This window comes from Rahnella inusitata, from assembly GCF_018288855.1.
Classification (GTDB): domain Bacteria; phylum Pseudomonadota; class Gammaproteobacteria; order Enterobacterales; family Enterobacteriaceae; genus Rahnella; species Rahnella inusitata.
The window spans coordinates 494,057-518,721 of sequence record NZ_CP065024.1 but is presented as its reverse complement, the minus strand read 5'-3'; the positions used below and the strand labels follow the sequence as shown (position 1 = coordinate 518,721).

Below are 24,665 nucleotides of genomic sequence, written 5' to 3'. Positions count from 1 at the left end.
GAAAGCGCACTCCGGATTTGTCTGTTTGCTGCGATAGGTTTAATCAATCATTCGCTGAACGGCGTTCGTCAGGCTTTATCTTTTAAGTTCGCGCGCAGAGATTCCAGCTGCTGTTTGAGCGTGACCATTTCACTGAGCTCACACTCGGTCGCACACAAAATCGCTTCGGGGATCTCTTTGGCTTTGTCACGCAACTGCCTACCGGTGTCGGTCAGGGTGATAATGACCTGCCGCTCGTCCGCTTTGGCGCGACGGCGCAGCAGAAAACCGGCGGTCTCCAGCCGTTTTAACAGCGGCGTCAGGGTCGCGGAATCCAGAAACAGCTTGTCGCCGATCTCAGAGACGGTCACTTCATCACGCTGCCAGAGAACCAGCATCACCAGATACTGCGGATAGGTCAGATCAAGCTGGCCGAGCAACTTGCGGTAAACCTTATGCAATGCAAGATTCGCGGAGTAGAGCGCGAAACACATCTGCTGATCCAGATGCAGCATGCTGTTGGGCGTTGATTCGGTGTCTGTTTTCATGTTCATGCCGCCAATGTATATAGCGCGCGATATAATCGCAAGCGCTTTTGGGTGAGTATACTAACACTGGTAAATGCCTTCACGAGCTCAACTCTGACACAGATCTTCAAAATCCCCTGATTCTCTGCAACATGTAAGGATAAAACGGATTCGATGATACGCGCATCAGTTGATCCATGCTCACCACCAGCGCGCCATTCTCGCCGCGTGCGGCGAGCGTGCCCAGACGAATACCAAACTGCGCCGGGCCCTGCGGCGTGCGGCCATACAGCGAGTCATCGGGCGGGAACGGCAGCGCAACGTGTGAGAGCGAGAAGAATTCGGAAGGATAATCCAGCCCCAGCGGCGTCGCGACCCCGGCAGTCTGCCCCGCCGCTGTGATCTGCGCAACGGTTGCCGCCTGATCGGGCGCGGCGTTGGTGATCACCGTCGTCTGATAGCGCCTTGGCGCAGGCGGCAATAAGCGTTCAACCGCGGTTTCTGACGACGGACGCAGTAACGGCCCGACGTAGGCGCTGCGGTTGATATCAATTAACACCAGTTGGCTACCGTTGGCGGGCAACTGATTAAACAAAGCGGTGACTACCGCGCGGGTGCTGACGGTGGAATCCACTACCGACTGGAAGGCCAGCAAAGGCGGAAGCTGCGAAAGCCTGCCAGATTTCGCTTCTTTAATAATCTGCTGTTGCAGGATATCGGTCAGCAGATAGGACTGACGCGCCGCTTTCACCGGGAATGAATTGTATTTAAACGGATTGAACTCCGGCATCAGGTTCAGCCATGCGGTTTTAGCGAACGCCGGGAAGATCGCCGGCCAGCCCGCATAACCGGCGAAGCGGGCAAAACTGGTGACGCCAATCATCGGGGAAATCAGCACCACGCGGGAAGGGCGAATCAGGGACGCGTCGTCGAGCGTATCGAGCGTGTATTTCATCGCCAGCGCGCCGCCGTTAGAAAAACCGACCATCTGCAACGGCACCTCGACACCGGCGGCACGACGGGCTTCACGCACGGCCAGCCGCGTCGCCGCCATCCACTGTTCCCAGCCCACATTGGTGAGACCGCCCGGCACCGTGCCGTGTCCCGGCAGGCGAATGCCCACCGCCACGAACCCGCGCTGGCGGTAATCCTCGGCGATATGGCGCAGGCTATAAGGGGAATCCGTCAGCCCGTGCAACAACACGACTGCGCCGACAGGCTTGCCCGCAGGCATCAGCTCATAAGAACGGTTCCAGTCCTGCGCAAAATGTTCGGGATAAATCGGGCTGCGGTCGTAATAGCGGTTCAGCGGGATGCGCTCTTGGGCGTCCAGCTTATCTGTCACTTCCTGCTTCACTTCGACAAACGCCTGCTGTTCAGCGCGTAAATACGCTGGCCAGTCGCTGTTATCCAACTGCTCTGCGCTCAGTTCATCCGGCACCAGTTTGTGCCACGGCTCAAGTGGCGGGCCCTGCAAGGCATCATAGGTCCGCACAGCCAGCAGCGTGATAACCACCAGAATCAGTACCAGTAAAAGCTTTTTCAGCCGTCTGAAGAGAGTGCGAAGTGGCATCAAGTGCATTTTCCTAAAAGCGTCAAAGCGATATGAATATCTTAAAGATATGCCGTTCTTGCTAATTGTGGGCCAGATGATAATGCATTTAAGTTGAACCACGACTGCACGAAGTGCAAATCTTCGCCCCTTTTTTGCTCAGTTGCCCTCCTGTGATGGTGCAACAAACGTACAACGCATTCACAAGCCAAATAATAAATCACTTTAAATCAATAAGTAATGATGTGGCACAGGGCTTGCTTAGGTGAATTCAATCTTGTGTACCAGATGGAATTCAACCTATGACCCACGCTTCACATTCTACGAATTCGCCGTTTCGCGGTTTTACCCTGCGCGAATGGCAAGAGCACTACCGCACGGCGCCGGGCAGTTTGCGTACCACGCTTTCCATGGTGCTGGGCAGTCTGAGTCATACCGATAACGCCTGGATTTATCGTGCAACGGCCAATCAGCTGGAAGACCAGATTGCCCATCTGGAAAGCTTGCGTCAAAAGGCTGAAGGCTCGATAGCCGCCCTGCCGCTGTTTGGCGTGCCGTTTGCAGTCAAAGACAATATTGATATCGCAGGCTGGCCGACCAGCGCCGCCTGTCCGGCGTTCACTTACACCGCCGAAGCCGATGCTACCGTCGTCGCCAATCTGAGAGCTAAAGGCGCGATTGTCATTGGCAAAACCAATCTCGACCAGTTCGCCACCGGCCTGGTGGGCACCCGCTCGCCGTACGGTGCGGTGCGCAATACGTTCAACCCGGATTACGTCAGCGGCGGCTCAAGTTCGGGTTCCGCTTCAGTACTGGCGCGCGGTTTAGTCGCTTTCTCGTTGGGCACCGACACCGCTGGTTCTGGCCGCGTGCCTGCCGGATTCAATAACGTCGTTGGCCTGAAGCCCACAAAAGGCTGGCTGTCGAACAAAGGCGTCGTGCCCGCCTGCCGCCTGAATGACTCAGTTTCCATCTTCGCCCTGACCGTCGCCGATGCCCAGACCGTCGCCCACGCGGCGGGCGGATATGACGCCGCCGATGCCTATTCACGCCCGAATCCACGCACTGCGCCGGTGGCGATTTCCGCCCATCCGCGCTTTGCGGTACCCGACAGTCTGGAGTTTTTTGGCGATGCGCAGGCCGAATTTGAATTCGATCAGGCGCTGGATCGTATGAGCAGCAGCGGCGTCACGCTGGTTCCGATCGATTTCACGCCGTTCCGCGAACTGGCGGAGCAGCTGTATTACGGCGCATGGGTGGCTGAACGCACGGTAGCGGTCGGCCAGATTTTCGAGGAAAGCCCGGAAGTGATGGATCCGGTGGTGCGCGGCATTGTGGCGAACGGCCTGAACTACAGCGCCTGCGACGCCTGGCGGGCTGAATATTTGCGTGCGGAGCTGTCGCGCAAAATTAATCTGGCGCTGGAAGGGTTTGATGCGCTGGTGGTGCCGACCTCGCCGACAATCCGCACGCAGGAAGAAATGGTGCAGGAGCCGGTGCTCTATAACTCGCAATTCGGGATTTACACCAACTTCACCAATCTGGCGGATTTATCCGCGCTGGCGCTGCCATCGAGTCTTCGCGCTGACGGCCTGCCCGCTGGTATCACGTTGGTCGCGCCCGCCTGGCACGACGATGCCTTAGCCAGCTTTGGCCGCCAGTGGCAGCGCAGCCTGACCCTGCCGCTCGGCGCGACCGGCATTACGCTTAAGCCTGAAGAATATATGACGTCCACGCCGCTCACCGCCAGCGTGCGCGTCGCGGTTGTCGGGGCGCATCTCACCGGTATGCCGCTGAATTTCCAGCTCACCAGCCGCAACGCGGTGCGCATCGAGCAAACCACCACCGCCGCCACTTACAAACTCTACGCCCTTGCCAACACCACGCCACCTAAACCGGGGCTGGTACGGGCAGAAACCGGCAGCGCGATTATCGTCGAACTGTGGGACATCCCGCTGGCGCGCTTTGGCGAGTTCGTCGCCGAAATTCCGGCACCGCTTGGCATCGGCTCTCTGGAACTGGCCGACGGTCGCACGGTGAAAGGCTTTATCTGCGAGCCGTGGGCAATCCCTGACGCCACTGACATCACCCATTTTGGCGGCTGGAGAAGTTACATCTCTCACCTCGCCTCCCTGAAAAACGCCTGAGGAGCCACACCTATGTTCACGACTGTTCTGGTCGCCAACCGTGGCGAAATCGCCTGCCGCGCCATCCGCACGCTCAAACGCCTCGGGGTCACCAGCGTGGCCGTGTATTCCGATGCCGACCGTAATGCGCCGCACGTAGCCGATGCCGATATCGCCATTGCGCTGGGCGGCGAAAAGGCCAGCGAAAGCTATCTGATGATCGACAAAATTCTGGCCGCCGCGAAAGAAACCGGCGCGCAGGCGATTTATCCCGGCTACGGCTTTTTATCCGAAAGCGCAGAATTTGCTGATGCCTGCGACGCCGCTGGCATTGCGTTTATCGGCCCGACCGCCGGACAAATCCGTGAATTCGGCCTCAAGCACCGCGCCCGCGAATTAGCCGCAGCCGCCAGTGTGCCGATGACGCCGGGCACCGGTTTGCTGGCAAGCATTGAAGACGCGGTGATTGCCGCGGCGAAAATCGGTTATCCGATCATGCTGAAAAGCACCGCAGGCGGCGGAGGCATTGGCCTGACGCGCTGCGATGACGAAGACGGGTTGCGCGCCGCGTGGGACAGCGTGAAACGCCTGGGCGAACAGTTTTTTCGCGATGCCGGCGTGTTTCTGGAGCGGTTTGTGGATCGCGCCCGCCACGTCGAAGTGCAGATTTTTGGCGACGGTAAAGGTCGCGTAGTGGCGCTCGGCGAACGCGACTGTTCCCTGCAACGCCGCAACCAGAAAGTAGTAGAAGAAACCCCTGCGCCGAATCTGCCACCGGCCAGTCGTGAAGCCCTGCATCGCGCCGCCGTGCAGCTGGGCGAGTCGGTGAATTATCGCAGCGCCGGTACCGTCGAATTTATTTATGACGCCGCGCGCGATGAATTTTATTTCCTCGAGGTTAATACCCGTTTGCAGGTCGAGCATCCGGTCACCGAAATGGTCACCGGGCTGGATTTGATCGAATGCATGCTGCGCGTCGCTGCCGGTGAGCCGCTCGACTGGCCGCATCTGGAGCGGGCACCGCAGGGTGCATCGATGGAAGTGCGGATTTACGCCGAAGATCCGCTGAAAAACTTCCAGCCGAGCCCCGGCGTGCTAACCGAAGTCTTTTTCCCGCAGGATGTCCGCGTCGATGGCTGGGTTTCTACCGGCAGCGAAGTGTCAGCATTTTACGACCCGATGATCGCCAAGCTGATCGTCCACGGCACCGACCGTCAGGATGCGCTGGCAAAAATGTCCGCCGCGCTGGCCGCCACCCGTTTGCACGGCATCGCCACCAATATTGATTATCTGCGTCAGGTCGTAGCCACGCCGGTGTTCCGCGACGGCAATATGTGGACACGAATGCTCGACAGTTTTGCCTACGCGCCGAAGGCCATCGAAGTGATCGCCCCCGGCACCTACAGCAGCGTGCAGGATTATCCGGGCCGTCTCGGTTACTGGGATATCGGCGTGCCGCCGTCCGGCCCAATGGATGATTTTGCATTTCGCCTCGCCAATCGCATTGTCGGTAACCACCTTGACGCCGCCGGTCTTGAATTCACGTTACAGGGCCCGACGCTGCGTTTTCACTGCGATGCCACGATTGCGCTGACCGGTGCGCGCTGTCCGGCAGATCTTGATGGCGAGACGGTGGATTACTGGCAGCCGGTGGCGGTCAAAGCCGGTCAGACGCTGACCCTTGGCCGCGCCACGCAGGGCTGCCGTACCTATCTTGCGGTGCGTAACGGTTTCGACGTGCCGGTATATCTCGGCAGCCGTTCGACCTTTGCCCTCGGGCAGTTTGGCGGTCACGCTGGCCGCACGCTGCGCGTCGCCGATATGCTGACGGTTTCCCAGCCCGAACTCGCCGCCTGCACCACGCCCGCGCCGGTCGGTTTGCCGCAGCCTGCGGCCGACAACATCGTGCCGGTGTATGGCGATCTGTGGAACATCGGCGTGCTCTATGGCCCGCACGGCGCACCGGACTTCTTCACCAAAGAATCGATCGATACCTTCTTCGCCGCCGAATGGCAGGTGCATTACAACTCCAACCGCCTGGGCGTGCGTCTGGTCGGCCCGAAACCGCAGTGGGCACGGCAGGACGGCGGGGAAGCCGGTCTGCATCCGTCGAACGTGCATGACTGTGAATACGCCATTGGCGCCATCAACTTTACCGGCGATTTCCCGGTGATCCTGACCCGGGACGGGCCAAGCCTCGGCGGTTTCGTCTGCCCGGTGACCATCGCCAAAGCCGAGCTGTGGAAAGTCGGGCAGGTCAAACCGGGCGATAAAATCCGCTTCCATCCGATCAGTTTCGAACAGGCACAGGCGCTGGAACTGGCGCAGCAAGGCACTGTCGACTCGCTGATGCCGGTGAACGCCATGGCGCTGCCGGTGCCGTCGCTGCTGCCAGACGCCACCGCGTCCGCCACCATTCTCGCGGCGTTACCGGCCACGGCACAGCGGCCTTCGGTGGAATACCGGCAGGCGGGCGACGGCTACGTGCTGATTGAGTACGGCGACAACGTGCTGGATCTGGCGGTGCGGATGCGCATTTATCTGCTGATGAACGCCATCCGTGCGGCCGGTCAGGCGGGCATCGAAGAGCTCTCGCCGGGCGTGCGGTCTCTGCAAATCCGTTATGACAGCCGCGTGTTGCATCAGGGCGCGCTGCTTGAGCATTTACTGACGCTCGAACACAGTCTGGCGGATGTCAGCCAGCTCAAAATCCCGACCCGCATCGTGCATATGCCGATGGCGTTTGAAGATTCCGCCACGCTGGGCGCAGTGGAACGTTATCAGCAGACCGTGCGCGCCGATGCGCCGTGGCTGCCAAATAACGTCGATTTCATCCAGCGCACCAACGGGCTGGCAAGCCGCGAAGAAGTCAAAAACATCATTTTCGATGCCAGCTATTTAATCCTCGGGCTGGGCGATGTGTACCTCGGCGCGCCCTGCGCAGTGCCGGTCGATCCGCGCCATCGCCTGCTCAGTTCCAAATACAATCCGGCGCGTACCTACACCGCCGAAGGCACGGTCGGCATCGGCGGGATGTACATGTGCATCTACGGCATGGATTCGCCGGGCGGCTATCAGCTGGTCGGTCGCACGCTGCCGATCTGGAATAAATTCCTCAAGAACGAACAGTTCAAAAATGGCGAGCCGTGGCTGCTGCACTTCTTTGATCAGGTGCGCTTCTATGAAGTTACTGAAGCGGAGCTGGACGCCCAGCGCGACGCCTTCCGCGAAGGACGTGAACAGGTGCGCATCGAAGAGACAGAGTTCGATTTTGCGCAATATACCCAATTCCTTGCCGACAACGCCGCCGATATCGCTGACTTTCGCACAAAACAGACCGAGGCCTTTACCCGTGAAGTCGCGCACTGGCATGAAGCAGAAAGCGCGGCGGTGGACGCGGCAGCCAACGCCGTCCAGTTAGAGGAGGACGATGCGGATCAGGACGGGCATCTGGTCAGCGCCGATCTCAACGGCAATATCTGGAAAATCCTGGTCGAACCGGGCCAGCAGGTGGTGGAAGGTCAGCCGCTGATCGTCGTCGAGGCCATGAAAATGGAGCTGTCGGTCAACGCGCCGTGCGCCGGAACGGTATTAAAAATCAGCTGCCAGCAGGGCCGTCCGGTCGGGCCGGGCGATGCGCTGCTGTGGCTGGATTTAGCGGTTTAAGCGGGTGAAACCCACAAAGGATTTTTTATGCAACTGACAGGCGCCAAATCGACACGCACGAAAAGCAACCGTCCTGAAGGGCTGGCGGAACGTATTTATCAGCAGCTGAAAGCCGACATTTTCAGCTTTCGCCTGCTGCCGGGTGACCGCTTCAGCGAGAACGACATCGCCGATCGCATGGAAGTCAGCCGCACGCCGGTGCGTCAGGCGCTGTTCTGGCTCGAGCGTGAAGGTTATGTCGAAGTGTTTTTCCGCAGCGGCTGGCAGGTGCGCCCGTTCGATTTCGACTTCTTCGAGCAGTTGTATGACCTGCGCATTGTGCTGGAACTGGAAGCGGTGAAACGCCTGTGCGCCTGCCCGCCCGAAGCGCAGCCCCTGCAACTGGGCGAGCTGAAAGATTTCTGGATAGACCAGCCGCGCCTCGAAGACGGGCAGACGGTATCGCGCTTTGACGAGGAGTTTCACATGACGCTGGTCGCCGCCGCCGGTAACGCCGAAATGGCGCGTATTCACCGCGAGCTGACCGAGAAAATCCGCATCATCCGCCGGCTGGATTTCACCAAAGACGAGCGGGTAAGCGCCACCTACATTGAACACGCGAGCATTCTGCTCGCCATCATCGGGCAACGCACTGAGGAGGCACAACGCCAACTACACGACCATATTGCCGTCAGCAAAGCCGAGGTGCGCAAAATTACACTGCATATGCTGCATCAGGCTCGGGCGGAGAATGACGGAAGCCTTCCGTCATGACTTTTTTAAATGTGTTTTCGACTTTCTACATAACAGCGTTCTCTTAACTCATTCTCAGAGGGTACATCTATGCAACGTCGACGTTTTATTAAAGCCTTTGCTCTGTCCGCCACCGTAGTCAGCATGGGATTAGCCTGGAGCGCACAGGCTGCCGAGACCATCAAGGTCGGCATCATGCACTCCCTTTCCGGCACCATGGCGATTTCGGAAACGCCGCTGAAAGACATCGCGCTGATGACCATTGACGACATCAATGCCAAAGGGGGCGTATTGGGCAAAAAGCTGGAACCGGTGGTGGTCGATCCGGCCTCTAACTGGCCGCTGTTCGCCGAAAAAGCCCGCCAGTTGCTGACGCAGGATAAGGTGGCCGTAGTATTTGGCTGCTGGACGTCGGTTTCGCGTAAATCAGTGCTGCCGGTCTTCGAAGAGCTGAACGGTTTGCTGTTCTACCCGGTGCAATATGAAGGCGAAGAGATGTCGCCGAACGTCTTCTACACCGGCGCTGCGCCTAACCAGCAGGCGATCCCGGCGGTGGAATATCTGATGAGTGAAGACGGCGGTGCGGCGAAACGCTTCTTCCTGCTCGGCACGGATTACGTCTATCCGCGCACCACCAACAAAATTCTGCGCGCCTTCCTGCATTCCAAAGGCGTGAAAGACAGCGATATCGAAGAGGTCTACACGCCGTTCGGTTACAGCGATTATCAGACCATCGTTTCCAACATTAAGAAATTCTCCGCAGGCGGGAAAACGGCGGTGATCTCCACCATCAACGGCGATTCCAACGTGCCGTTCTACAAAGAGCTGGCGAACCAGGGCGTGAAAGCGACCGACGTACCGGTGGTGGCGTTCTCGGTGGGTGAAGAAGAGTTGCGCGGCATCGACACCAAACCGCTGGTCGGTGACCTCGCGGCGTGGAACTACTTCCAGTCCGTCGATAATCCAGCTAACAAGAAATTCGTCGCCGAATGGAAGGCTTACGCTAAAGCCCACAAACTGCCGAACGCCGACTCGGCGGTAACCAACGATCCGATGGAAGCGACCTACGTCGGCATCCATATGTGGGCGCAGGCGGTGGAAAAAGCCGGAACGACCGATGTGGATAAAGTCCGCGCCGCAATGGCCGGGCAGACCTTCGCCGCCCCGTCTGGTTTCACGCTGACCATGGATGCAACCAACCACCATCTGCACAAACCGGTGATGATCGGCGAAATCGAATCCAACGGGCAGTTCAATGTGGTCTGGCAGACCGACAAACCTATCCGCGCCCAGCCGTGGAGCCCGTACATCGCGGGTAATGACAAAAAGCCAGACACTCCTGTGAAAACAACGAACTGATTTTCAGCTTCCTCCCCTGCCAAGGTGAGGGTTGGGGTGGGGTATTAAAAACAACTCAGTCGTTTGCAAAACCCCCTCCCGGCCTCCCCCTTCGCAGGGGGAGGAGCAAACCACAATCAACTTTATGCGGCGAGAACATTATGAAAATCCTCTTCAGGCCACTGCTTTTCCTGCTCTGTTGCCTTCCGTTACTGGCGCAGGCCGGGGCGGCGAATGACTTTGCTGCCGCCAGCCGCAGCCAGCAAGCCACGTTGTTACAACAATGGGCGGCGGATCCACAGCCGGAAAGACTGCCGCTGCTCGAGGCGCTGAAGCAGGAAAACGTCGTCATCGACCAATCCAGGCACGCATTCATACAAAACGGCGACCAGCTCACGCCGCTGGAAGGGGACGCCAAACCGCAGGGCGACACCAAAAAAGTGTGGCTGAACAACCGGCTGCGCATTCTGATTGCCAATGCCCTTTCCGCCCACCGTTTAGTCAGTACCGACAGCGCCGTGCGTTTGCAGGCGGCAAAATCCTTACAGCGCGACGCGCAGGCCGATCAGCTGCCGTTGCTGACCCGTCGTTTTGAGCTGGAAAAAGACAGCACGGTGCATGACGCACTGGCCATCGCGCTGGCGAATTTACAGCTGGCGGACGCGGATCCGCAGGTGCGCCTGCACGCCGTCGAGCTGCTCGGCACCTCCGGCGATCCGGATACACAAGGCCGCCTGCAAAACCTGACCGATCCGAAAACCGAAGCCGACGCCACCGTGCGTGCCGCCGCTGCTGTCAGCCTGAAAGCGGTGCAACACCGCCTGCTGACAGGCGATCTGCTCGGGCAGGCGTTTACCGGTTTATCACTGGGCTCGATTCTGCTGCTCGCCGCGCTGGGGCTGGCGATCACCTACGGCCTGCTGGGCGTGATTAACATGGCGCACGGCGAGATGTTGATGCTCGGCTCGTATTCGACCTACATGGTGCAGTCGCTGTTTCAGCACTACGCGCCGGGGTTGCTGGCGATTTATCCGCTGGTTGCGCTGCCGGTGGCGTTTTTCATCACTGCCGGCATCGGCATGGCGCTGGAGCGTACGGTGATCCGCCATTTGTATGGCCGCCCGCTGGAAACGCTGCTGGCGACCTGGGGCATCAGCCTGATCCTTATCCAGGGCGTGCGCGTACTGTTTGGCGCGCAAAACCTTGAGGTCGCTAACCCCGGCTGGCTCTCCGGCGGCATTCAGCTGCTGCCGAATCTGGTGCTGCCGTACAACCGCATCGCGGTGATCATTTTCGTCCTGCTGGTGCTCGCGCTGACCTGGCTGTTGCTCAATAAAACGCGCCTTGGCATGAACGTGCGCGCCGTGACACAAAACCGCGCGATGGCGGCCTGCTGCGGCGTGCCGACCGGCCGCGTCGATATGCTGGCGTTCGGTCTTGGTTCCGGCATCGCGGGCTTAGGCGGCGTGGCGCTCTCGCAGCTCGGCAACGTCGGCCCTGAACTCGGTCAGGGTTACATCATTGATTCCTTCCTTGTCGTGGTACTCGGCGGCGTCGGGCAACTGGCGGGGACGGTGGTCGCGGCCTTTGGTCTGGGCATTGTGAACAAAATTCTTGAACCGGAAATCGGCGCAGTACTGGGGAAAATCCTGATCCTCGCGCTGATCATCCTGTTTATCCAGAAACGTCCACAGGGACTCTTCGCCTTCAAAGGCCGGGTGACTGACTGATGAGCCAACCTTTAACGATAACCGGCGTACAAAAAGCGCCGAAGATTGCGATTTCCGTGGGCGCGGTGGTGTTAATCGCGCTTTGCGTCATGCCATTTCTGGCGCTGCTGCCGGCGGAGAATCCGCTTTCGATCTCCACGTACACCCTGACGCTGGTCGGTAAGATCCTGTGCTATGCGATCGTCGCGATCGCACTCGATCTGGTGTGGGGCTACGCCGGTTTGCTGTCACTCGGTCACGGGCTGTTTTTCGCTCTCGGTGGTTACGCGATGGGCATGTATCTGATGCGTCAGGCGGCGGGCAGCGGCCTGCCGGATTTTATGTCCTTTCTCTCATGGACCGAGCTGCCGTGGTTCTGGGCAGGCACTCAGCATTTCGCGTGGGCGCTGTGCCTGATCGTGCTGGTGCCCGGCGCGCTGGCGTTTGTGTTCGGCTACTTTGCCTTTCGCTCGAAAATCAAAGGCGTCTATTTCTCTATCATGACACAGGCGCTGACCTACGCCGGAATGCTGCTGTTTTTCCGCAATGAAACGGGTTTTGGCGGTAATAACGGCTTCACAGGTTTCACCACCCTGCTCGGTTTTCAGGTCACCGCCACCGGCACTCGCGTCGGATTATTTTTGATGACCGTTTTCGTGCTGGTCGCCAGTCTGGCCCTCGGTTTTGCGCTGGCGCGCAGTAAATATGGACGTGTACTGACCGCCGTACGCGACGCAGAAAACCGGCTGATTTTTTGTGGCTACGATCCGAAAGGTTTCAAGCTGTTCGTCTGGACGGTGTCGGCCATGCTGTGCGGGCTGGCGGGCGCGCTTTACGTGCCGCAGGTCGGCATCATCAACCCGAGCGAAATGTCGCCAACCAACTCCATCGAAGCCGCCATCTGGGTGGCGCTCGGCGGGCGCGGCACGCTGATCGGCCCGATTCTCGGCGCTGGCATCGTCAACGGCGCGAAGAGCTGGTTCACCGTCGCCATCCCCGAATACTGGCAGTTTGTGCTCGGCGGCATGTTCATTGTGGTGACGCTGTTCCTGCCGCACGGCGTGATCGGCCTGTTGCGTAAGAGGAAATCCTGATGAGCCCGATGACCATGACCGAAGATCTGTTTACCCAGCCGCATCTGGCGGACAGGCACCGTGAACAGACCGACCCGATTTTGCAGCTGGAAAACATCAACGTCAGTTTTGATGGTTTTAAGGCGCTGACTAACCTGTCGCTCAACATCGGCGTCGGCGAACTGCGCTGCGTAATCGGCCCGAACGGCGCAGGTAAAACCACGCTGATGGATGTCATTACCGGCAAAACCAAACCGCAAAGCGGCCGGGTGTTTTACGATCAGCGCACCGATCTGACCAACCTCGATCCGGTGCGCATCGCGCAGTCCGGCATTGGCCGCAAATTCCAGAAGCCGACGGTCTTCGAAGCGCTGACCGTATTCGAAAATCTGGAGATCGCGCAGAAAACCAATAAATCAGTTTGGGCGTGCCTGCGCGCCAAAATGAACAGCGAACAGCGCGACCGCATCGATGAAATGCTCGGCACGCTTCGGCTGACCACGGAACGTCATCGTCCGGCGGGTTTGCTGTCGCACGGCCAGAAACAGTTTCTGGAGATCGGCATGCTGCTGGTGCAGGAACCGCATTTGCTGCTGCTCGACGAACCGGCTGCGGGCATGACCGACGCCGAAACCGAATACACCGCCGAGCTGTTTAAACAGCTGGCGGGCAAACATTCGCTGATGGTGGTCGAGCACGACATGGGCTTTGTGGAAAGCATCGCCGACCACGTCACCGTGCTGCATCAGGGGCAGGTGCTGGCGGAAGGCTCGCTGAAACAAGTGCAGGCCAACGAGCAGGTTATCGACGTTTATTTAGGACGCTGAGGAAAAAGTCATGTTGCAAGTCAATGAACTGAATCAGTTTTACGGCGGCAGCCACATTCTGCGCGGCCTGTCGTTTGAGGCGAAAATCGGCGAAGTCACCTGCCTGCTCGGGCGCAACGGCGTGGGTAAAACCACGCTGCTTAAATGCCTGATGGGGCTGATCCCGGCGAAATCCGGCACTATCAGCTGGCAGGATCAGGTGATCAACAGTCGCAAACCGCATCAGCGTGTGCAGGCGGGCATCGCCTATGTCCCGCAGGGTCGCGAAATTTTTCCGCGCCTGACCGTAGAAGAAAACCTGCTGATGGGGCTGTCGCGCTTTTCAGGCAGCGATGCGAAACAGGTACCGGACGAAATCTACCACCTGTTCCCGATCCTGCTGGAAATGAAGCATCGCCGCGGCGGTGATTTGTCCGGCGGCCAGCAGCAACAGCTGGCGATTGGCCGGGCGCTGGCCTGCAAACCCAGCCTGCTGATCCTCGACGAACCCACCGAAGGCATTCAGCCGTCAGTTATCAAAGAGATCGGCGCGGTTATCAAACAACTGGCCGTCAAAGGCGATATGGCGATCCTGCTGGTCGAGCAATTCTACGACTTCGCTGCCGATCTGGCCGACAGCTACCTGGTGATGTCACGCGGGAGCATCGTCAAACGCGGACGCGGGGAAGACATGGAAGCAGAAAATGTGCGGGGGCTGGTGGCGATTTAGCGCCGAACGACGTTTAACAAGACAACCATTAACTTTTCAGACACATTTGGGGCAGTTTTTCTCAAACATGCTGAAAAGGACACGCGCAGTATGAAAATCAAAAGTCAGGAAGCGCTGGTGCGTCAGCGCAAACGCTGGATAAAGCTCGCATTACTGCTGGCGATCATTGCCGGGTGTTATTTGTGGTGGAAGCAGGGAAAACTGATTTCAGAAACCTGGAGCCCCAACAAGCAATATGTGGTGCGCGAATACCGGACGTTCGAGTTTATTCCGCGCATAGCCATGCCGGGCGATGGCGGCCACTATTCCGGTTATATGCGTGTGTACAACCGCGACGGTAAAAAGTTCTACGAAGAGTATTCCGACCTGCTCGACTTTATTGAAGGGCCGTTCTGGGCGAAAGAAGGCGTGTACTGGATGGGCAATGATAATCAGGATATTGTGAGACTACCGACTTCACCGGTGGATTGACGTTTTTAAGAAACAAAAAAGCCGCGACACTGCGCGGCTTTTGTCTTTTTCTTCAGGCATAATGGAAAACCATTAGCTCCTGATTTTGCGGTAGATAAACAGAACCACAATCGCACCGATCACCGCGACAACGAAGCTGCCGAAGTTGAAACCGTCTACGCGGCCAAAGCCGAAGAACGTACTGATGTAACCACCCACTACAGCACCGACAACACCCAGTACTACAGTCAGAATGAAACCACCGCCATCTTTGCCCGGCATGATCCACTTAGCCAGAATACCTGCAATAAGACCAAAGATGATCCAGGATAAAATTCCCATTTTCGACTCCTCCGAATAAATTTCCGTTACCGTGAATATTGTTCAGCCAAGTCGGCCAAACAAAAGCAGAACCTTTTAGATGCTGCCGTCTGGGTGGCAGGTTTATTTTCATGCCCCACGCACAACCCGTTTCTGATACTACCCTGCAAGCGTAGCACCGAATCTACAAACCCGCCAAAAATCAGCAGGAAGGAGAAAATAGCAGCAAAGAGTGACGTTATTTAAGGCTGCGTCAGCATTACCGCGGTTTCGTCAGGTACCTGCACAGGGACGTAAAATTGCGTAAAAAGTAGCCCAAATATTTTGAATGACTTACTCAAATCAATCCGTTTTTCATCTGCCCGTATCAGGCCTATTATGCATCCATCGAAAGGCAACCACCTTTCACTCATACAAACCTGAATGGAATACTTATCATGAAAAACGTCAAAATTTTTGCTGTAGCTGCCACCCTCTCCCTGATTTCTTTCGGTAGCTTCGCGGCTCAGCAGGTTAATCAGCCTTCAAATGACATGCAGAAAATCGGTGTTATCTCCGCCGCCAACTCCACCACCCTGAGTGGCCTGGAAGCGAAACTGTCACAGCAGGCGAAAAACGCCGGTGCGTCTTCTTACCGCATCATCTCCGTGACCGGTAACAACAAACTGCACGCAGACGCTGAAATCTACAAATAATCGTCACCCCGATAAAAACTGCTGAAAAGCCTGTGGAAGCTCATCTTCCACAGGCTTTTTTTGGTTCCCCCGTCACCACTTTAAGATTTTCTTTATCTGCACATTGCATCTTCCCTGTCAGGTTCACTATTCTGGTTTTTTCGCTCATCAGGAAAAGTCATGACCGTCACCGAATCTCTGCTTTCTTACGCGCTGGCTGCTGGTATCTTGACGCTCACGCCCGGCCTCGACACCGCGCTGGTTCTGCGTACCGCGGCCAGTCAGGGCAGCAAAAAAGCGCTCTTGTCGGCATTTGGCATCAGCACCGGCTGTCTGGTGTGGGGCGCGATGGTGGCTCTCGGGCTCGGTGCGGTTCTTGCCGCCTCCGAAATCGCCTTTACGGTACTGAAATGGATTGGGGCAGCGTATCTGTGTTGGCTCGGCCTGCAAATGCTGTTGAAACCGCGCAGCGAAATGAATATGGCCGCACCGGAAAGTGGGAAAAAAGCCCTGCGCATCGGCAATTCGCCCTTCGTGCGGGGGTTATTTGGCAATGTGCTAAACCCGAAAGTCGGCGTGTTTTACGTTTCCTTTCTGCCCCAGTTTGTCGCGACCGGTTATCCGGTCGGCCCCTATATTTTTGGCCTGGCCGCCCTGCATGCTGTTATCGGCACGTTATGGTCTGTCACAATGATTTGTGCCACACGTCCGCTTTCCCGTTGGTTGCGCCGTCCGACGGTCGTCAGAACGCTGGATCGTTTGACCGGCACTGTTTTTATCGCTTTTGCAGTCCGACTCGCTACATCAAAACGCTAAAAAAGGAATCCTGTCATGAAGACCCGTCTCACCCATGCGCCCACCCCCGAAGACCTCGAAGAGATCAAAAGCGGTCTGCGCCGTTTCAACAGCAACTTTATACCTAAGCCGACATTCCGTGAGTTAGGGGTGTTTGTAGAGGATGAACATGGCAAGAAGCAGGCCGGGATTGTGGCTGAAACTGTCGGAAACTGGATGTACATTCAGATGCTGTGGGTTGATGAGTCGCTGCGCGGGAAAGATGTCGGCACGCAGCTGATTACCGAAGCGGAAGAAGAAGCCAAAGCGCGTGGCTGCCGTTACGCGCTGGTCGATACCTTCAGTTTTCAGGCGCGCCCATTCTATGAACGCATGGGATACAACATGCAGATGGCGCTGGAAGATTACATTGCGGACTCCCGCGCGCCGCAAGAGGCGCCTTCCACCCATACGCGCTTTTTCCTGACCAAATCCTTGTAATCCGCTTTCGCGCAGTCAGTTTTTCGACTTACTGCGCGCTTCATTTTATTTCTTCGCTGATAACGCCAGCCACTCTGACACTGAAGGTCTCTGCCACTGCGCTTCGGCGTATGCAGCGAGTTTTTCCGGCATCGGATCGCCATTCAAGCGCAGACGGTTTAGCATCAGCGCCAGATCCACATCCGCAATACTCCATTCGCCAAACAAATGCGTTTTATCGCCAAGCAGACGTTCCGCTGCATCAAAGAGCTTTTCTGCCGCCTGCTGACCTTTGGCGGAAAGCGCCGGACGTTTCGCACCGGCAAACACCACTTCGGTCGAACGTTCTTCACGGATGGGCATCAGATCGCTGCGCAGCCACGCCTGAACTTCACGGGCCTTGGCGCGGTTTTCCGGATCGAGCGGATAAATCGCTGGAAACGTCGGCGCGGGAAACAGCTCGTCGACATATTCGTCAATCGCGGAAGATTCGGATAACACAAAAGTGCCATTGGTGAGCGTCGGCACGCGGCGGGTGACGGAAATCGCCGAATACGTTTCCTTCAGGTTCTCCGCTTCGGCCAGATCGACGGTTTCCAGTTCGAACGGAATGCCTTTTTCGGTCATCGCGACAAAGGCTGACATCACGTAAGGACTGAAATAATTGGCGTCGGAATATAAAATCAGCGAAGGCTGGCTCATGACGAACTCCTGAAGAAATAAAGCAAAAGGATAAAAAACATAGCGCAGAAAAGGGGATGTGTCGTCAGAAAAAGCCTTCTCCCCGGCGGGAGAAGGCTGTGTAAATCACTATTTCAACCGGAACACCTGCACAATGTCGTTGAGGCGGCGAGCCTGATCTTCCAGCGACGCGGAGGCGGCAGAGGCCTGCTGCACCAGCGCGGAGTTTTGCTGGGTGACACCGTCCATCTCATGCACCGCCTGCGTGACCTGGCTGATACCGCGTGACTGCTCGTCGGACGCCGAAACGATTTCACTCATGATGTCGCGCACGTCGGTGATCGCTTTCATGATCTCTTTCATCGTCTCACCGGCATTTTTCACCAGTCCGACACCGTGATCGACGCGCGAGGTCGATTCCGCAATCAGGGCGGAAATCTCTTTTACCGCGTCGGCGCTGCGCTGCGCCAGGCTTCGTACTTCCGAAGCGACTACCGCAAATCCGCGCCCCTGCTCGCCCGCACGGGCAGCTTCCACCGCCGCGTTCAGCGCCAGAATATTGGTCTGAAACGCGATGCCATTGATGACTGACGTGATATCAGAAATTCGGCGCGAACTGTCATCAATCTCGCCCATAATGCCGACAACGTCGGACATAATGCTGTTCCCTTTTCCGGCAATCGTGGTGGCATTTTCGGTCAGTTCGGTAGCAATGTGCGCGTTGTCCGCGTTTTGTTTAACCGTCGCGGTCAGCTGTTCCATGCTGGCAGAAGTTTCTTCCAGCGCGGCGGCCTGCTGCTCGGTTCGCGAAGCCAGGTCGATATTCCCCGCTGCAATCTGCGACGCACCGCTGCCGACGGCGTGGCTGGTGGAAATAATGTCAGTCACCACGTGCCGCAGCTGCGCCTGCATAGTTTGCAGCGCGAAGAAGATGCTGGTGCGGTCATTTTTCTGCGTCACGATGGGATGCGTTAAATCGCCGTCGGCCACCGTCAGCGCGATTTTCGCGGCGTCTGCCGGTTCACCGCCGACCGGGCGCAGCACTTTGCGGGTGAAAATAATGCTCAGTACGGCGAAAACCACCACGATGCTCAACACCATCAGGACCAGCGCGGAATAGAGCTGCCGCGTGCTCTCTTTCATCACCGCGTTGACCGGCGCCACAATACCCAGCATCCACGGCGTGCCGGTATTGCCAATCTGAATCGGCACAAATTCGGCGAAGGCTTTTTCGCCCAGTATGGGATCCTGCTGCTCACTACTAAAAAATGTGCCGATCTGAATGCTTTTCAGCAACGGCGCATTGTTCTCCAGCTTTTGCGTCACCTGATCTTTTTTCGGTGAAGAGATGTAATTACCGGACTGTGAAAACAGCATCGCATAACCGGTGCCCTGATACGGCTTAATGCCGTTGACCATGGTCTGCAAGGTTTGCAGCGAGAAATCCGCCGTGACCGATCCGAGGAATTTACCCTCGACGATGATCGGCACCGCAATCGACGTCAGCAGCGTATTGACGCCGTTGTACGGATAGCTGTAAGGCTCGAGGATCACTTCCTTTTTCAGCTTACGCGGCAACAGGTAATAATCGCCGCTGCCCGGCGTTTCGTAATCAGTCAGATTGTGCAGCACGATGTTTCCGCTGGTGTCACGGTCAACGTAGCGGACATAGCGGCCGTCCGGATCCTGCCCCGGCTGCGCGGCTAACTCGTCATCCTTGCCATCGAATGCATCCGGCTCCCACGCCAGTGACATCGAAAGAAAATCCGGGTGATTTTTGAGGGCGTTTTGCAACAACGTATCGGCCAGTTTGCGGTCGGCATGTCCGGCTTCGCGCAGGCTCAGCATGCTCTGCCCCAGATCGCGGGCGGCATAGAGTGCAGTATCGAGTTTTTGACGGGCAAGATAGCCGTCGGTGTTAGCAGTCTGCTGGAGATAACGGCGGGCGATTTCACGCTGCTGATTGGCGGACTGCCAGCTCAGCAAAACGACCGTAATGATATAACCCAGACTGATCGTCAGCAGCCCGACAATCAGCATCAGCGTGCGGGTGCGCATCGCCTTCTTTTGCTGTGTTTTGTGTTTCTTTGGCGCAGCCGTGGCCGCAGGTGAGAACGCCTGAATCTGACTCATAAAACTCCCCGGAACAGTCAACGTGCTGTGAAAAACTCACTGTAGAAAATGGGTTATCTGTCCCTGATACAGGTCCTCTGTGGATGAGCAGGAATTCCGTTGTCGTCTGAATTATCGGCACTGACTGGAGATGCTTTAGCCAAAACGGTAAAAATCCACCCCGAAAAGATAAACGTTCGCATCCTGCCCACGTCTCCCTATACTGCTGTTATGTCGGCTGATTCAGACCTGTTCAGGAAACTCCTATGAAGTCATGGCTTTTACCTCTGTTGCTGCTTGTGCCGCTGTGCTCGCAGGCGGCATCAACGCCGAAAGAAATCAAAACCCGCTTTAGCCAGTTTAAGGTGGGCGACAAGACCATTTGCCTTGATGACGTTGTCTACGCCAACAACAATAAAATGAAGGTGATCGAGAACGGCTTTGTGGTGTCAAAACGCAAAAATGTGCTGATTTACCAAAGTAATACGCTTTTTTTGCTGGGCAATGAGATCACGGTAAACATCAAAGCGATCATTGAAAGCCGCATTGGCAAAACATCATTCAGTAATCAGTTTAAGCAGGCGATGATTCAGGTCGAAGGGCTTGATGATCCCGCTCGCGCCGATGAGAAAGCCAAAATCATTCAGTCTTTCCAGGAAGTGGTGGCGGATAAAGACAATCAGACGCCGTACAGCTCGGTGGCGCTGACCGACAACGGCTATATCATTACGCAGGCAGAAAGCCATTCGACCACCATCAGCGAATGCTATGTGACACCGTATAAAAAACCTTCAAAGGAGTGATATTTGTGACCGTTTTATCCCCAATGCGCGAGACCTATTTTCCGCAATTTTTAGAGCAACTCGCCGCAGATTACGCCAGCGAAAATGTCCGTTCGGGCCGCTGGCCGCAGGAAAATGCGCTGACGCGTTCGCAAAGCGAGCTAATGAGATTGCTGCCACAAGGCACCGCGACGCCGGACAATTATTTGTTTGAAATTAAAACCGATCCTGACGGGCAGACAGCCGGTTATATCTGGTTTGCCGTCAGCGAACGTCAGGGCGAGCGCAGCGCTTTTATCTATGAAGTTTCCGTGTTTAGCGAATTTCGCCGTCAGGGCCATGCCCGCGCCGCGTTTTTACAGCTGGAAGGGAAAGTGCGCGAGCTGGGTTTGAAATCCATCGGGCTGAATGTGTTTTATCACAACAGCGCTGCCCAGGCGTTGTATACCAGCCTGGGCTATGCACCCACCAATCTGACCATGGTGAAAACGTTAAAAACGAGTTAAGCGCGCCGTTTAACGGATATATTTCATAAAGTTGGTCGGCTGCCCTACCCGGTCATACAATTTGCGTGCGGTGTGGTTGGTGGTTTGCGTCATCCAGTAAACGTTGGCTTTGTCGTTCTCGTCAGCGTAAGCGTACACCGCTTCAATCAGCTTCTGTCCGATCCCCAGCTTGCGTGCGCTGTCATCGACGTATAAATCCTGCAAATACACGACCTGTTGCAGGTGCCAGCCGTGATCGTGATTCAGACAGTTCACCAGCCCGACCAGTTTCCCCTGATACTCCGCCACAAAGCCAAACATGCCCGCGTACTCCGGGTCCGAGAGACGCCGGAACGTGAAATCAAACTGCGAAGGATCGAGCTTCGACAGATAAAAATCGAGATAACCCCGCCACAGCGTTTCCCAGCCTTCACGGTCAGCGGGTGTTAACGGGCGGATAACAATGTGATCAGATTGGCTCATGGGCTTTCTCTCTGTTAAATATAAGTAATCTCTATCCAGTTTATTGCAACTGCCGTTCTTTTCGCCAGAAGGATTTTTCAGCCATGTCGTCACGTTTTAACGTCAGAGATCTCACGTTTTCGGCGGTGATCGCCGGATTTGTCGCCGTCTTAGTCGGATATACCAGCTCGGCGGCGATTATCTTTCAGGCGGCAGAAGCGGCAGGGGCCACTGCGGGACAGATTGGCGGCTGGCTGAGTATGCTCGGCCTCGGCATGGGCGTGACCAGCATCGGATTGTCGCTGTATTACCGCACGCCGGTGGTCACCGCCTGGTCAACGCCCGGCGCGGCGCTGCTGGTGACCAGCCTGCCCGGCACCTCGATCAACGAAGCGATTGGCGTTTTCGTGTTTGCCACCGGGCTGATTCTGCTGTGCGGTGTCACCGGATTATTCGCCAGACTGATGCATTACATTCCGCAGGCGCTCTCAGCCGCGATGCTCGGCGGGATTCTGCTGCGGTTCGGGCTGAACGCCTTCACGTCACTGCAAAGCAATTTCGCGCTGGCGGGAACGATGTGTCTGGTTTATCTGCTGGCGAAACGCGCTATGCCCCGTTACGCCGTGGTGCTCGCGCTGGCAGCAGGGCTTATCGTGGCCGGATTACAGGGCGATATCGCGCTGCACGGCCAGACGCTGACCTTTGCCACGCCGGAATTCGTGATGCCGCATTTCACGCTTTCCTCAATTGTCGGTATCGGCATTCCTTTCTTCGTCGTCACAATGGCGTCGCAAAACGCACCCGGCATCGCCACGCTGAAAGCGCACGGTTACAACCTGCCGGTTTCGCCATTAATTACATGGACCGCACTGACTGCGCTGATTCTTGCACCGTTCGGCGGTTTTACCGTCTGTATCGCCGCCATTACCGCCGCGATTTGTATGGGCGAGGATATTCATCCCGATCCGAAAAAGCGTTATATGGCCGCCGTTGCGGCAGGCGTGTTTTATCTGATTGCCGGTGTGTTTGGCGGATCGATTGGCATGGTCTTTACCGCGCTACCTGAGGCGCTAATCCACACCATCGCCGGTCTGGCGTTGCTCGGAACGATTGCCGGAAGTCTGTATCGCGCACTGGAAAACGAACAGCAGCGCGACGCGGCTATCATCACGTTTCTGATCACCGCCTCCGGCGTCACACTGCTGGGTGTCGGATCGGCATTCTGGGGGCTGGCCGGCGGTGTGATCACCCATCTGATTCTGAGTATTCCGGCGCGAAAAAGATGAGTCCGTTCAAGTTATGGGTAACAGGTTTTCGTAACACGGCGCAAAGTGATGGCGATCACATTTTTCACCGTCCAAACGCTCTTTACTGGGGATAATCAGGCAACACACGCCCCCTTTAAAGAGCGAGAAATCCATGACTATTGCCACGCAATCCTGCGTCGTGACCGGGAAAAAAGACGTTTCGGTGATCGACCAGACCATCGATTACACAGGCCAGGGCACTTTGGTGAAAATTACCCGCGGTGGCATCTGCGGCTCCGATCTGCATTACTACGAACATGGTGCGGTCGGTGATTTCAAAGTGCGCGAAGCCATGGTGCTCGGCCATGAAGTGGTCGGTGTGGTGGAGAAATCTGACAACCCGCGTTTACAGCCCGGCCAGAAAGTGGCGCTCAACCCAAGCAAGCCGTGCAAAGCCTGTAAATACTGCCTGTCCGGCGACGAAAACCAATGCACGACGATGAAATTTTTCGGCAGCGCGATGTATTTCCCGCACATCAACGGCGCCTTCACGCAGTACAAAATCGTCGACAGCGAGCAGTGCATTCCTTACGACAATCAGGTCAGTGACCGGCTGATGGTATTCGCCGAACCGCTGGCCGTTGCTATTCACGCCGTGAATCAGGCCGGTGATATAAGGGGTAAAACGGTGTTTGTGTCCGGTGTCGGGCCGATTGGCTGCCTCATCGTGCTGGCGGCAAAAGCCAAAGGCGCGGCACAGATCGTGGTCACCGACCCGAGCGAACGCTGCCGCACACTGGCACTGGCCGTCGGTGCGGGCAAAGCGCTGGATGCCGCACAGGGCGATTTCTCCGCGTATCAGGCAGACAAAGGCTTTTTCGATGTGTCCTTCGATGCTTCCGGCCACCCTTCTTCTATCCGCCGCTGTCTGGAAGTCACCCGCGCGCGCGGTACGCTGGTGCAGGTCGGGATGGGGCCGGTGGTCAATGAATTCCCGCTGATGATGCTGATTGCCAGGGAAATTAACTGGGTCGGCAGCTTCCGCTTCACCGAAGAATTCAATACGGCGGTGGAATGGCTGGCGAATAAAACGGTCGACCCGATGCCGTTGCTCTCCGCCGAATTCCCACAGGGCGATCTGCTGGAGGCCATGGAATTCGCACTGGATAAATCCAAAGCCTCAAAAGTTCAGCTGGTTTTCTAACCTGCAATTTTGCGGTCTGCCACTCAACTCACAATATCAAAACATCGTTTCATTTTATTATCTCCTCTGATTTTATCATTCAGAGGAGATTGATTATGGCGAAGGAAACCCCGAAAAAGCAGGTCGCCCTGCTGCTGGCAGACGGATTTGAAGAAGGCGAAGCGGTGATTGTGCTCGATATTCTTGAGCGACTGGAGATTCAGGTCACCACGCTGGCGTGTCAGAAAAGTCAGATGCTACGCAGTTATCACGGCATTCAGATGCAGGCTAATGCGTTGCTGAGCGCGCAGGGCGATCGCGTGTTTGACGCGGTGGTGATGCCCGGCGGTCCCGAAGGTTCCGTGGCGCTGGCGGCCAGCAGAGAGGTGGTCGAATTTGTCCGTCGCCACGACGAGGCCGGTAAACTGATTTGTCCGCTATGTTCCGCCGCTGCGCGTGTGCTCGGCGGCAACGGGCTGCTGAAAGGGCGTCGCTACGTCTGTTCCGGCGATTTATACAAAGACGTCAAAGACGGCGTTTATGTGAATCAGTCCTTCGTCGAAGACGGCAATTTGCTGAGCGGAAAGGGATTAGGGCTGGCATTCGATTTTGCTTTCCAGCTGGCGTACCGCCTGACCGGCAATGCCGAAGCCACCGATTTTCAGGCCGACCACATCGATTATCACCACTGGCGCGCTAACCAAAAAATCTGATCGCTTTCAGCGGACGGCGCAGGTCGTCCGCTGCGGTCAGCATCATGTCCGTTTTTGGCATTC

Annotated in this window: 23 protein-coding genes; 17 read left to right on the top strand and 6 right to left on the bottom strand. The window is 56.8% G+C overall.

What is annotated here, in order from left to right; all coding sequences use genetic code 11:
- Positions 1–68 precede the first annotated feature (68 nt).
- The gene (locus I2123_RS02405; RefSeq protein WP_112169540.1) at positions 69–527 is read right to left on the bottom strand and encodes a MarR family winged helix-turn-helix transcriptional regulator; all 459 of its coding nucleotides are present in this window, start codon (positions 525–527) and stop codon (positions 69–71) included.
- A 106-nt stretch (positions 528–633) separates the two neighbouring features.
- Positions 634–2,079, bottom strand: coding sequence for an alpha/beta hydrolase (locus tag I2123_RS02400; RefSeq protein ID WP_213051727.1), 1,446 nt, complete (start codon positions 2,077–2,079; stop codon positions 634–636).
- 281 nt (positions 2,080–2,360) lie between these two features.
- Between I2123_RS02400 and atzF the strand changes: the two genes are divergently transcribed.
- From atzF to I2123_RS02355, 9 genes are all read left to right on the top strand, one after another.
- On the top strand, positions 2,361–4,205 hold the full coding sequence (atzF, locus tag I2123_RS02395) for an allophanate hydrolase (RefSeq protein ID WP_213051726.1): 1,845 nt from the start codon (positions 2,361–2,363) through the stop codon (positions 4,203–4,205).
- Between the two features lie 12 nt (positions 4,206–4,217).
- Positions 4,218–7,850, top strand: a complete 3,633-nt coding sequence (gene uca, locus I2123_RS02390) for an urea carboxylase (protein WP_213051725.1) — start codon at positions 4,218–4,220, stop codon at positions 7,848–7,850.
- A 27-nt stretch (positions 7,851–7,877) separates the two neighbouring features.
- Complete coding sequence (locus I2123_RS02385) at positions 7,878–8,603, top strand: GntR family transcriptional regulator (protein ID WP_112169547.1); 726 nt, start codon at positions 7,878–7,880, stop codon at positions 8,601–8,603.
- 69 nt (positions 8,604–8,672) lie between these two features.
- Positions 8,673–9,941 (top strand): urea ABC transporter substrate-binding protein, encoded by a 1,269-nt coding sequence (urtA, locus tag I2123_RS02380; RefSeq protein WP_213051724.1) that lies wholly within the window; start codon positions 8,673–8,675, stop codon positions 9,939–9,941.
- 140 nt (positions 9,942–10,081) lie between these two features.
- Complete coding sequence (gene urtB / locus I2123_RS02375) at positions 10,082–11,650, top strand: urea ABC transporter permease subunit UrtB (protein WP_213051723.1); 1,569 nt, start codon at positions 10,082–10,084, stop codon at positions 11,648–11,650.
- Positions 11,650–12,723, top strand: coding sequence for an urea ABC transporter permease subunit UrtC (gene urtC, locus I2123_RS02370; RefSeq protein WP_213051722.1), 1,074 nt, complete (start codon positions 11,650–11,652; stop codon positions 12,721–12,723). Before urtB ends, urtC begins: the two co-directional genes overlap by 1 nt.
- Before the next feature lie 14 nt (positions 12,724–12,737).
- On the top strand, positions 12,738–13,529 hold the full coding sequence (urtD, locus tag I2123_RS02365; RefSeq protein WP_112165450.1) for an urea ABC transporter ATP-binding protein UrtD: 792 nt from the start codon (positions 12,738–12,740) through the stop codon (positions 13,527–13,529).
- A 10-nt stretch (positions 13,530–13,539) separates the two neighbouring features.
- Positions 13,540–14,238 (top strand): urea ABC transporter ATP-binding subunit UrtE, encoded by a 699-nt coding sequence (gene urtE, locus I2123_RS02360; protein ID WP_213051721.1) that lies wholly within the window; start codon positions 13,540–13,542, stop codon positions 14,236–14,238.
- Between the two features lie 90 nt (positions 14,239–14,328).
- Entirely contained in the window at positions 14,329–14,709 is a 381-nt protein-coding gene (locus I2123_RS02355) for a hypothetical protein (protein ID WP_213051720.1), read from the top strand.
- A gap of 72 nt (positions 14,710–14,781) precedes the next feature.
- On the opposite strand, the gene I2123_RS02350 is transcribed toward I2123_RS02355, so the two are convergent.
- On the bottom strand, positions 14,782–15,030 hold the full coding sequence (locus I2123_RS02350) for a GlsB/YeaQ/YmgE family stress response membrane protein (protein WP_056775793.1): 249 nt from the start codon (positions 15,028–15,030) through the stop codon (positions 14,782–14,784).
- Positions 15,031–15,446: 416 nt separating this feature from the next.
- On the opposite strand from I2123_RS02350, the gene bhsA reads away from it, so the two are divergent.
- The 3 genes from bhsA to I2123_RS02335 all read left to right on the top strand — a co-directional run bounded on the left by bhsA (position 15,447) and on the right by I2123_RS02335 (position 16,958).
- Positions 15,447–15,704 carry a multiple stress resistance protein BhsA gene (bhsA, locus tag I2123_RS02345; RefSeq protein WP_112165251.1) on the top strand — a complete coding sequence of 86 codons (258 nt, stop codon included), beginning with the start codon at positions 15,447–15,449 and terminating at the stop codon, positions 15,702–15,704.
- Positions 15,705–15,863: 159 nt separating this feature from the next.
- Complete coding sequence (locus tag I2123_RS02340; RefSeq protein ID WP_213051719.1) at positions 15,864–16,499, top strand: LysE family translocator; 636 nt, start codon at positions 15,864–15,866, stop codon at positions 16,497–16,499.
- A 15-nt stretch (positions 16,500–16,514) separates the two neighbouring features.
- Complete coding sequence (locus I2123_RS02335; RefSeq protein WP_112165255.1) at positions 16,515–16,958, top strand: GNAT family N-acetyltransferase; 444 nt, start codon at positions 16,515–16,517, stop codon at positions 16,956–16,958.
- 45 nt (positions 16,959–17,003) lie between these two features.
- On the opposite strand, the gene yfcF is transcribed toward I2123_RS02335, so the two are convergent.
- Positions 17,004–17,639 carry a glutathione transferase gene (yfcF, locus tag I2123_RS02330; protein ID WP_112165258.1) on the bottom strand — a complete coding sequence of 212 codons (636 nt, stop codon included), beginning with the start codon at positions 17,637–17,639 and terminating at the stop codon, positions 17,004–17,006.
- Positions 17,640–17,747: 108 nt separating this feature from the next.
- A complete protein-coding gene (locus tag I2123_RS02325; RefSeq protein ID WP_476727103.1) occupies positions 17,748–19,751 on the bottom strand; it encodes a methyl-accepting chemotaxis protein in 2,004 nt (667 codons plus the stop codon).
- 245 nt (positions 19,752–19,996) lie between these two features.
- On the opposite strand from I2123_RS02325, the gene I2123_RS02320 reads away from it, so the two are divergent.
- Complete coding sequence (locus I2123_RS02320) at positions 19,997–20,533, top strand: hypothetical protein (protein WP_112165261.1); 537 nt, start codon at positions 19,997–19,999, stop codon at positions 20,531–20,533.
- 5 nt (positions 20,534–20,538) lie between these two features.
- Positions 20,539–21,018 carry a GNAT family N-acetyltransferase gene (locus I2123_RS02315; protein ID WP_112165263.1) on the top strand — a complete coding sequence of 160 codons (480 nt, stop codon included), beginning with the start codon at positions 20,539–20,541 and terminating at the stop codon, positions 21,016–21,018.
- Positions 21,019–21,027: 9 nt separating this feature from the next.
- Here I2123_RS02315 and I2123_RS02310 read toward each other — a convergent pair whose 3' ends face one another.
- Complete coding sequence (locus I2123_RS02310) at positions 21,028–21,480, bottom strand: GNAT family N-acetyltransferase (protein WP_112165265.1); 453 nt, start codon at positions 21,478–21,480, stop codon at positions 21,028–21,030.
- Positions 21,481–21,563: 83 nt separating this feature from the next.
- On the opposite strand from I2123_RS02310, the gene I2123_RS02305 reads away from it, so the two are divergent.
- The 3 genes from I2123_RS02305 to I2123_RS02295 all read left to right on the top strand — a co-directional run bounded on the left by I2123_RS02305 (position 21,564) and on the right by I2123_RS02295 (position 24,602).
- Complete coding sequence (locus I2123_RS02305; RefSeq protein ID WP_213051718.1) at positions 21,564–22,745, top strand: benzoate/H(+) symporter BenE family transporter; 1,182 nt, start codon at positions 21,564–21,566, stop codon at positions 22,743–22,745.
- Positions 22,746–22,878: 133 nt separating this feature from the next.
- Positions 22,879–23,910 (top strand): L-idonate 5-dehydrogenase, encoded by a 1,032-nt coding sequence (idnD, locus tag I2123_RS02300; protein ID WP_213051717.1) that lies wholly within the window; start codon positions 22,879–22,881, stop codon positions 23,908–23,910.
- Positions 23,911–24,005: 95 nt separating this feature from the next.
- Positions 24,006–24,602 (top strand): DJ-1/PfpI family protein, encoded by a 597-nt coding sequence (locus I2123_RS02295; RefSeq protein WP_112165271.1) that lies wholly within the window; start codon positions 24,006–24,008, stop codon positions 24,600–24,602.
- The last annotated feature ends 63 nt before the right edge of the window (positions 24,603–24,665 follow it).

Excerpts from the sequence above, each read along its gene's own strand:
- I2123_RS02385 (WP_112169547.1), top strand. The coding sequence starts at position 7,878 with ATGCAACTGACAGGCGCCAAATCGACACGCACGAAAAGCAACCGTCCT.
- I2123_RS02325 (WP_476727103.1), bottom strand. The coding sequence starts at position 19,751 with ATGAGTCAGATTCAGGCGTTCTCACCTGCGGCCACGGCTGCGCCAAAG.
- I2123_RS02355 (WP_213051720.1), top strand. The coding sequence starts at position 14,329 with ATGAAAATCAAAAGTCAGGAAGCGCTGGTGCGTCAGCGCAAACGCTGG.
- idnD (WP_213051717.1), top strand. The coding sequence starts at position 22,879 with ATGACTATTGCCACGCAATCCTGCGTCGTGACCGGGAAAAAAGACGTT.
- urtE (WP_213051721.1), top strand. The coding sequence starts at position 13,540 with ATGTTGCAAGTCAATGAACTGAATCAGTTTTACGGCGGCAGCCACATT.
- urtA (WP_213051724.1), top strand. The coding sequence starts at position 8,673 with ATGCAACGTCGACGTTTTATTAAAGCCTTTGCTCTGTCCGCCACCGTA.
- I2123_RS02295 (WP_112165271.1), top strand. The coding sequence starts at position 24,006 with ATGGCGAAGGAAACCCCGAAAAAGCAGGTCGCCCTGCTGCTGGCAGAC.
- I2123_RS02350 (WP_056775793.1), bottom strand. The coding sequence starts at position 15,030 with ATGGGAATTTTATCCTGGATCATCTTTGGTCTTATTGCAGGTATTCTG.
- urtD (WP_112165450.1), top strand. The coding sequence starts at position 12,738 with ATGACCGAAGATCTGTTTACCCAGCCGCATCTGGCGGACAGGCACCGT.
- I2123_RS02305 (WP_213051718.1), top strand. The coding sequence starts at position 21,564 with ATGTCGTCACGTTTTAACGTCAGAGATCTCACGTTTTCGGCGGTGATC.
- atzF (WP_213051726.1), top strand. The coding sequence starts at position 2,361 with ATGACCCACGCTTCACATTCTACGAATTCGCCGTTTCGCGGTTTTACC.
- urtC (WP_213051722.1), top strand. The coding sequence starts at position 11,650 with ATGAGCCAACCTTTAACGATAACCGGCGTACAAAAAGCGCCGAAGATT.
- uca (WP_213051725.1), top strand. The coding sequence starts at position 4,218 with ATGTTCACGACTGTTCTGGTCGCCAACCGTGGCGAAATCGCCTGCCGC.
- I2123_RS02340 (WP_213051719.1), top strand. The coding sequence starts at position 15,864 with ATGACCGTCACCGAATCTCTGCTTTCTTACGCGCTGGCTGCTGGTATC.
- bhsA (WP_112165251.1), top strand. The coding sequence starts at position 15,447 with ATGAAAAACGTCAAAATTTTTGCTGTAGCTGCCACCCTCTCCCTGATT.
- I2123_RS02320 (WP_112165261.1), top strand. The coding sequence starts at position 19,997 with ATGAAGTCATGGCTTTTACCTCTGTTGCTGCTTGTGCCGCTGTGCTCG.
- I2123_RS02400 (WP_213051727.1), bottom strand. The coding sequence starts at position 2,079 with ATGCCACTTCGCACTCTCTTCAGACGGCTGAAAAAGCTTTTACTGGTA.
- urtB (WP_213051723.1), top strand. The coding sequence starts at position 10,082 with ATGAAAATCCTCTTCAGGCCACTGCTTTTCCTGCTCTGTTGCCTTCCG.
- yfcF (WP_112165258.1), bottom strand. The coding sequence starts at position 17,639 with ATGAGCCAGCCTTCGCTGATTTTATATTCCGACGCCAATTATTTCAGT.
- I2123_RS02310 (WP_112165265.1), bottom strand. The coding sequence starts at position 21,480 with ATGAGCCAATCTGATCACATTGTTATCCGCCCGTTAACACCCGCTGAC.
- I2123_RS02335 (WP_112165255.1), top strand. The coding sequence starts at position 16,515 with ATGAAGACCCGTCTCACCCATGCGCCCACCCCCGAAGACCTCGAAGAG.
- I2123_RS02405 (WP_112169540.1), bottom strand. The coding sequence starts at position 527 with ATGAAAACAGACACCGAATCAACGCCCAACAGCATGCTGCATCTGGAT.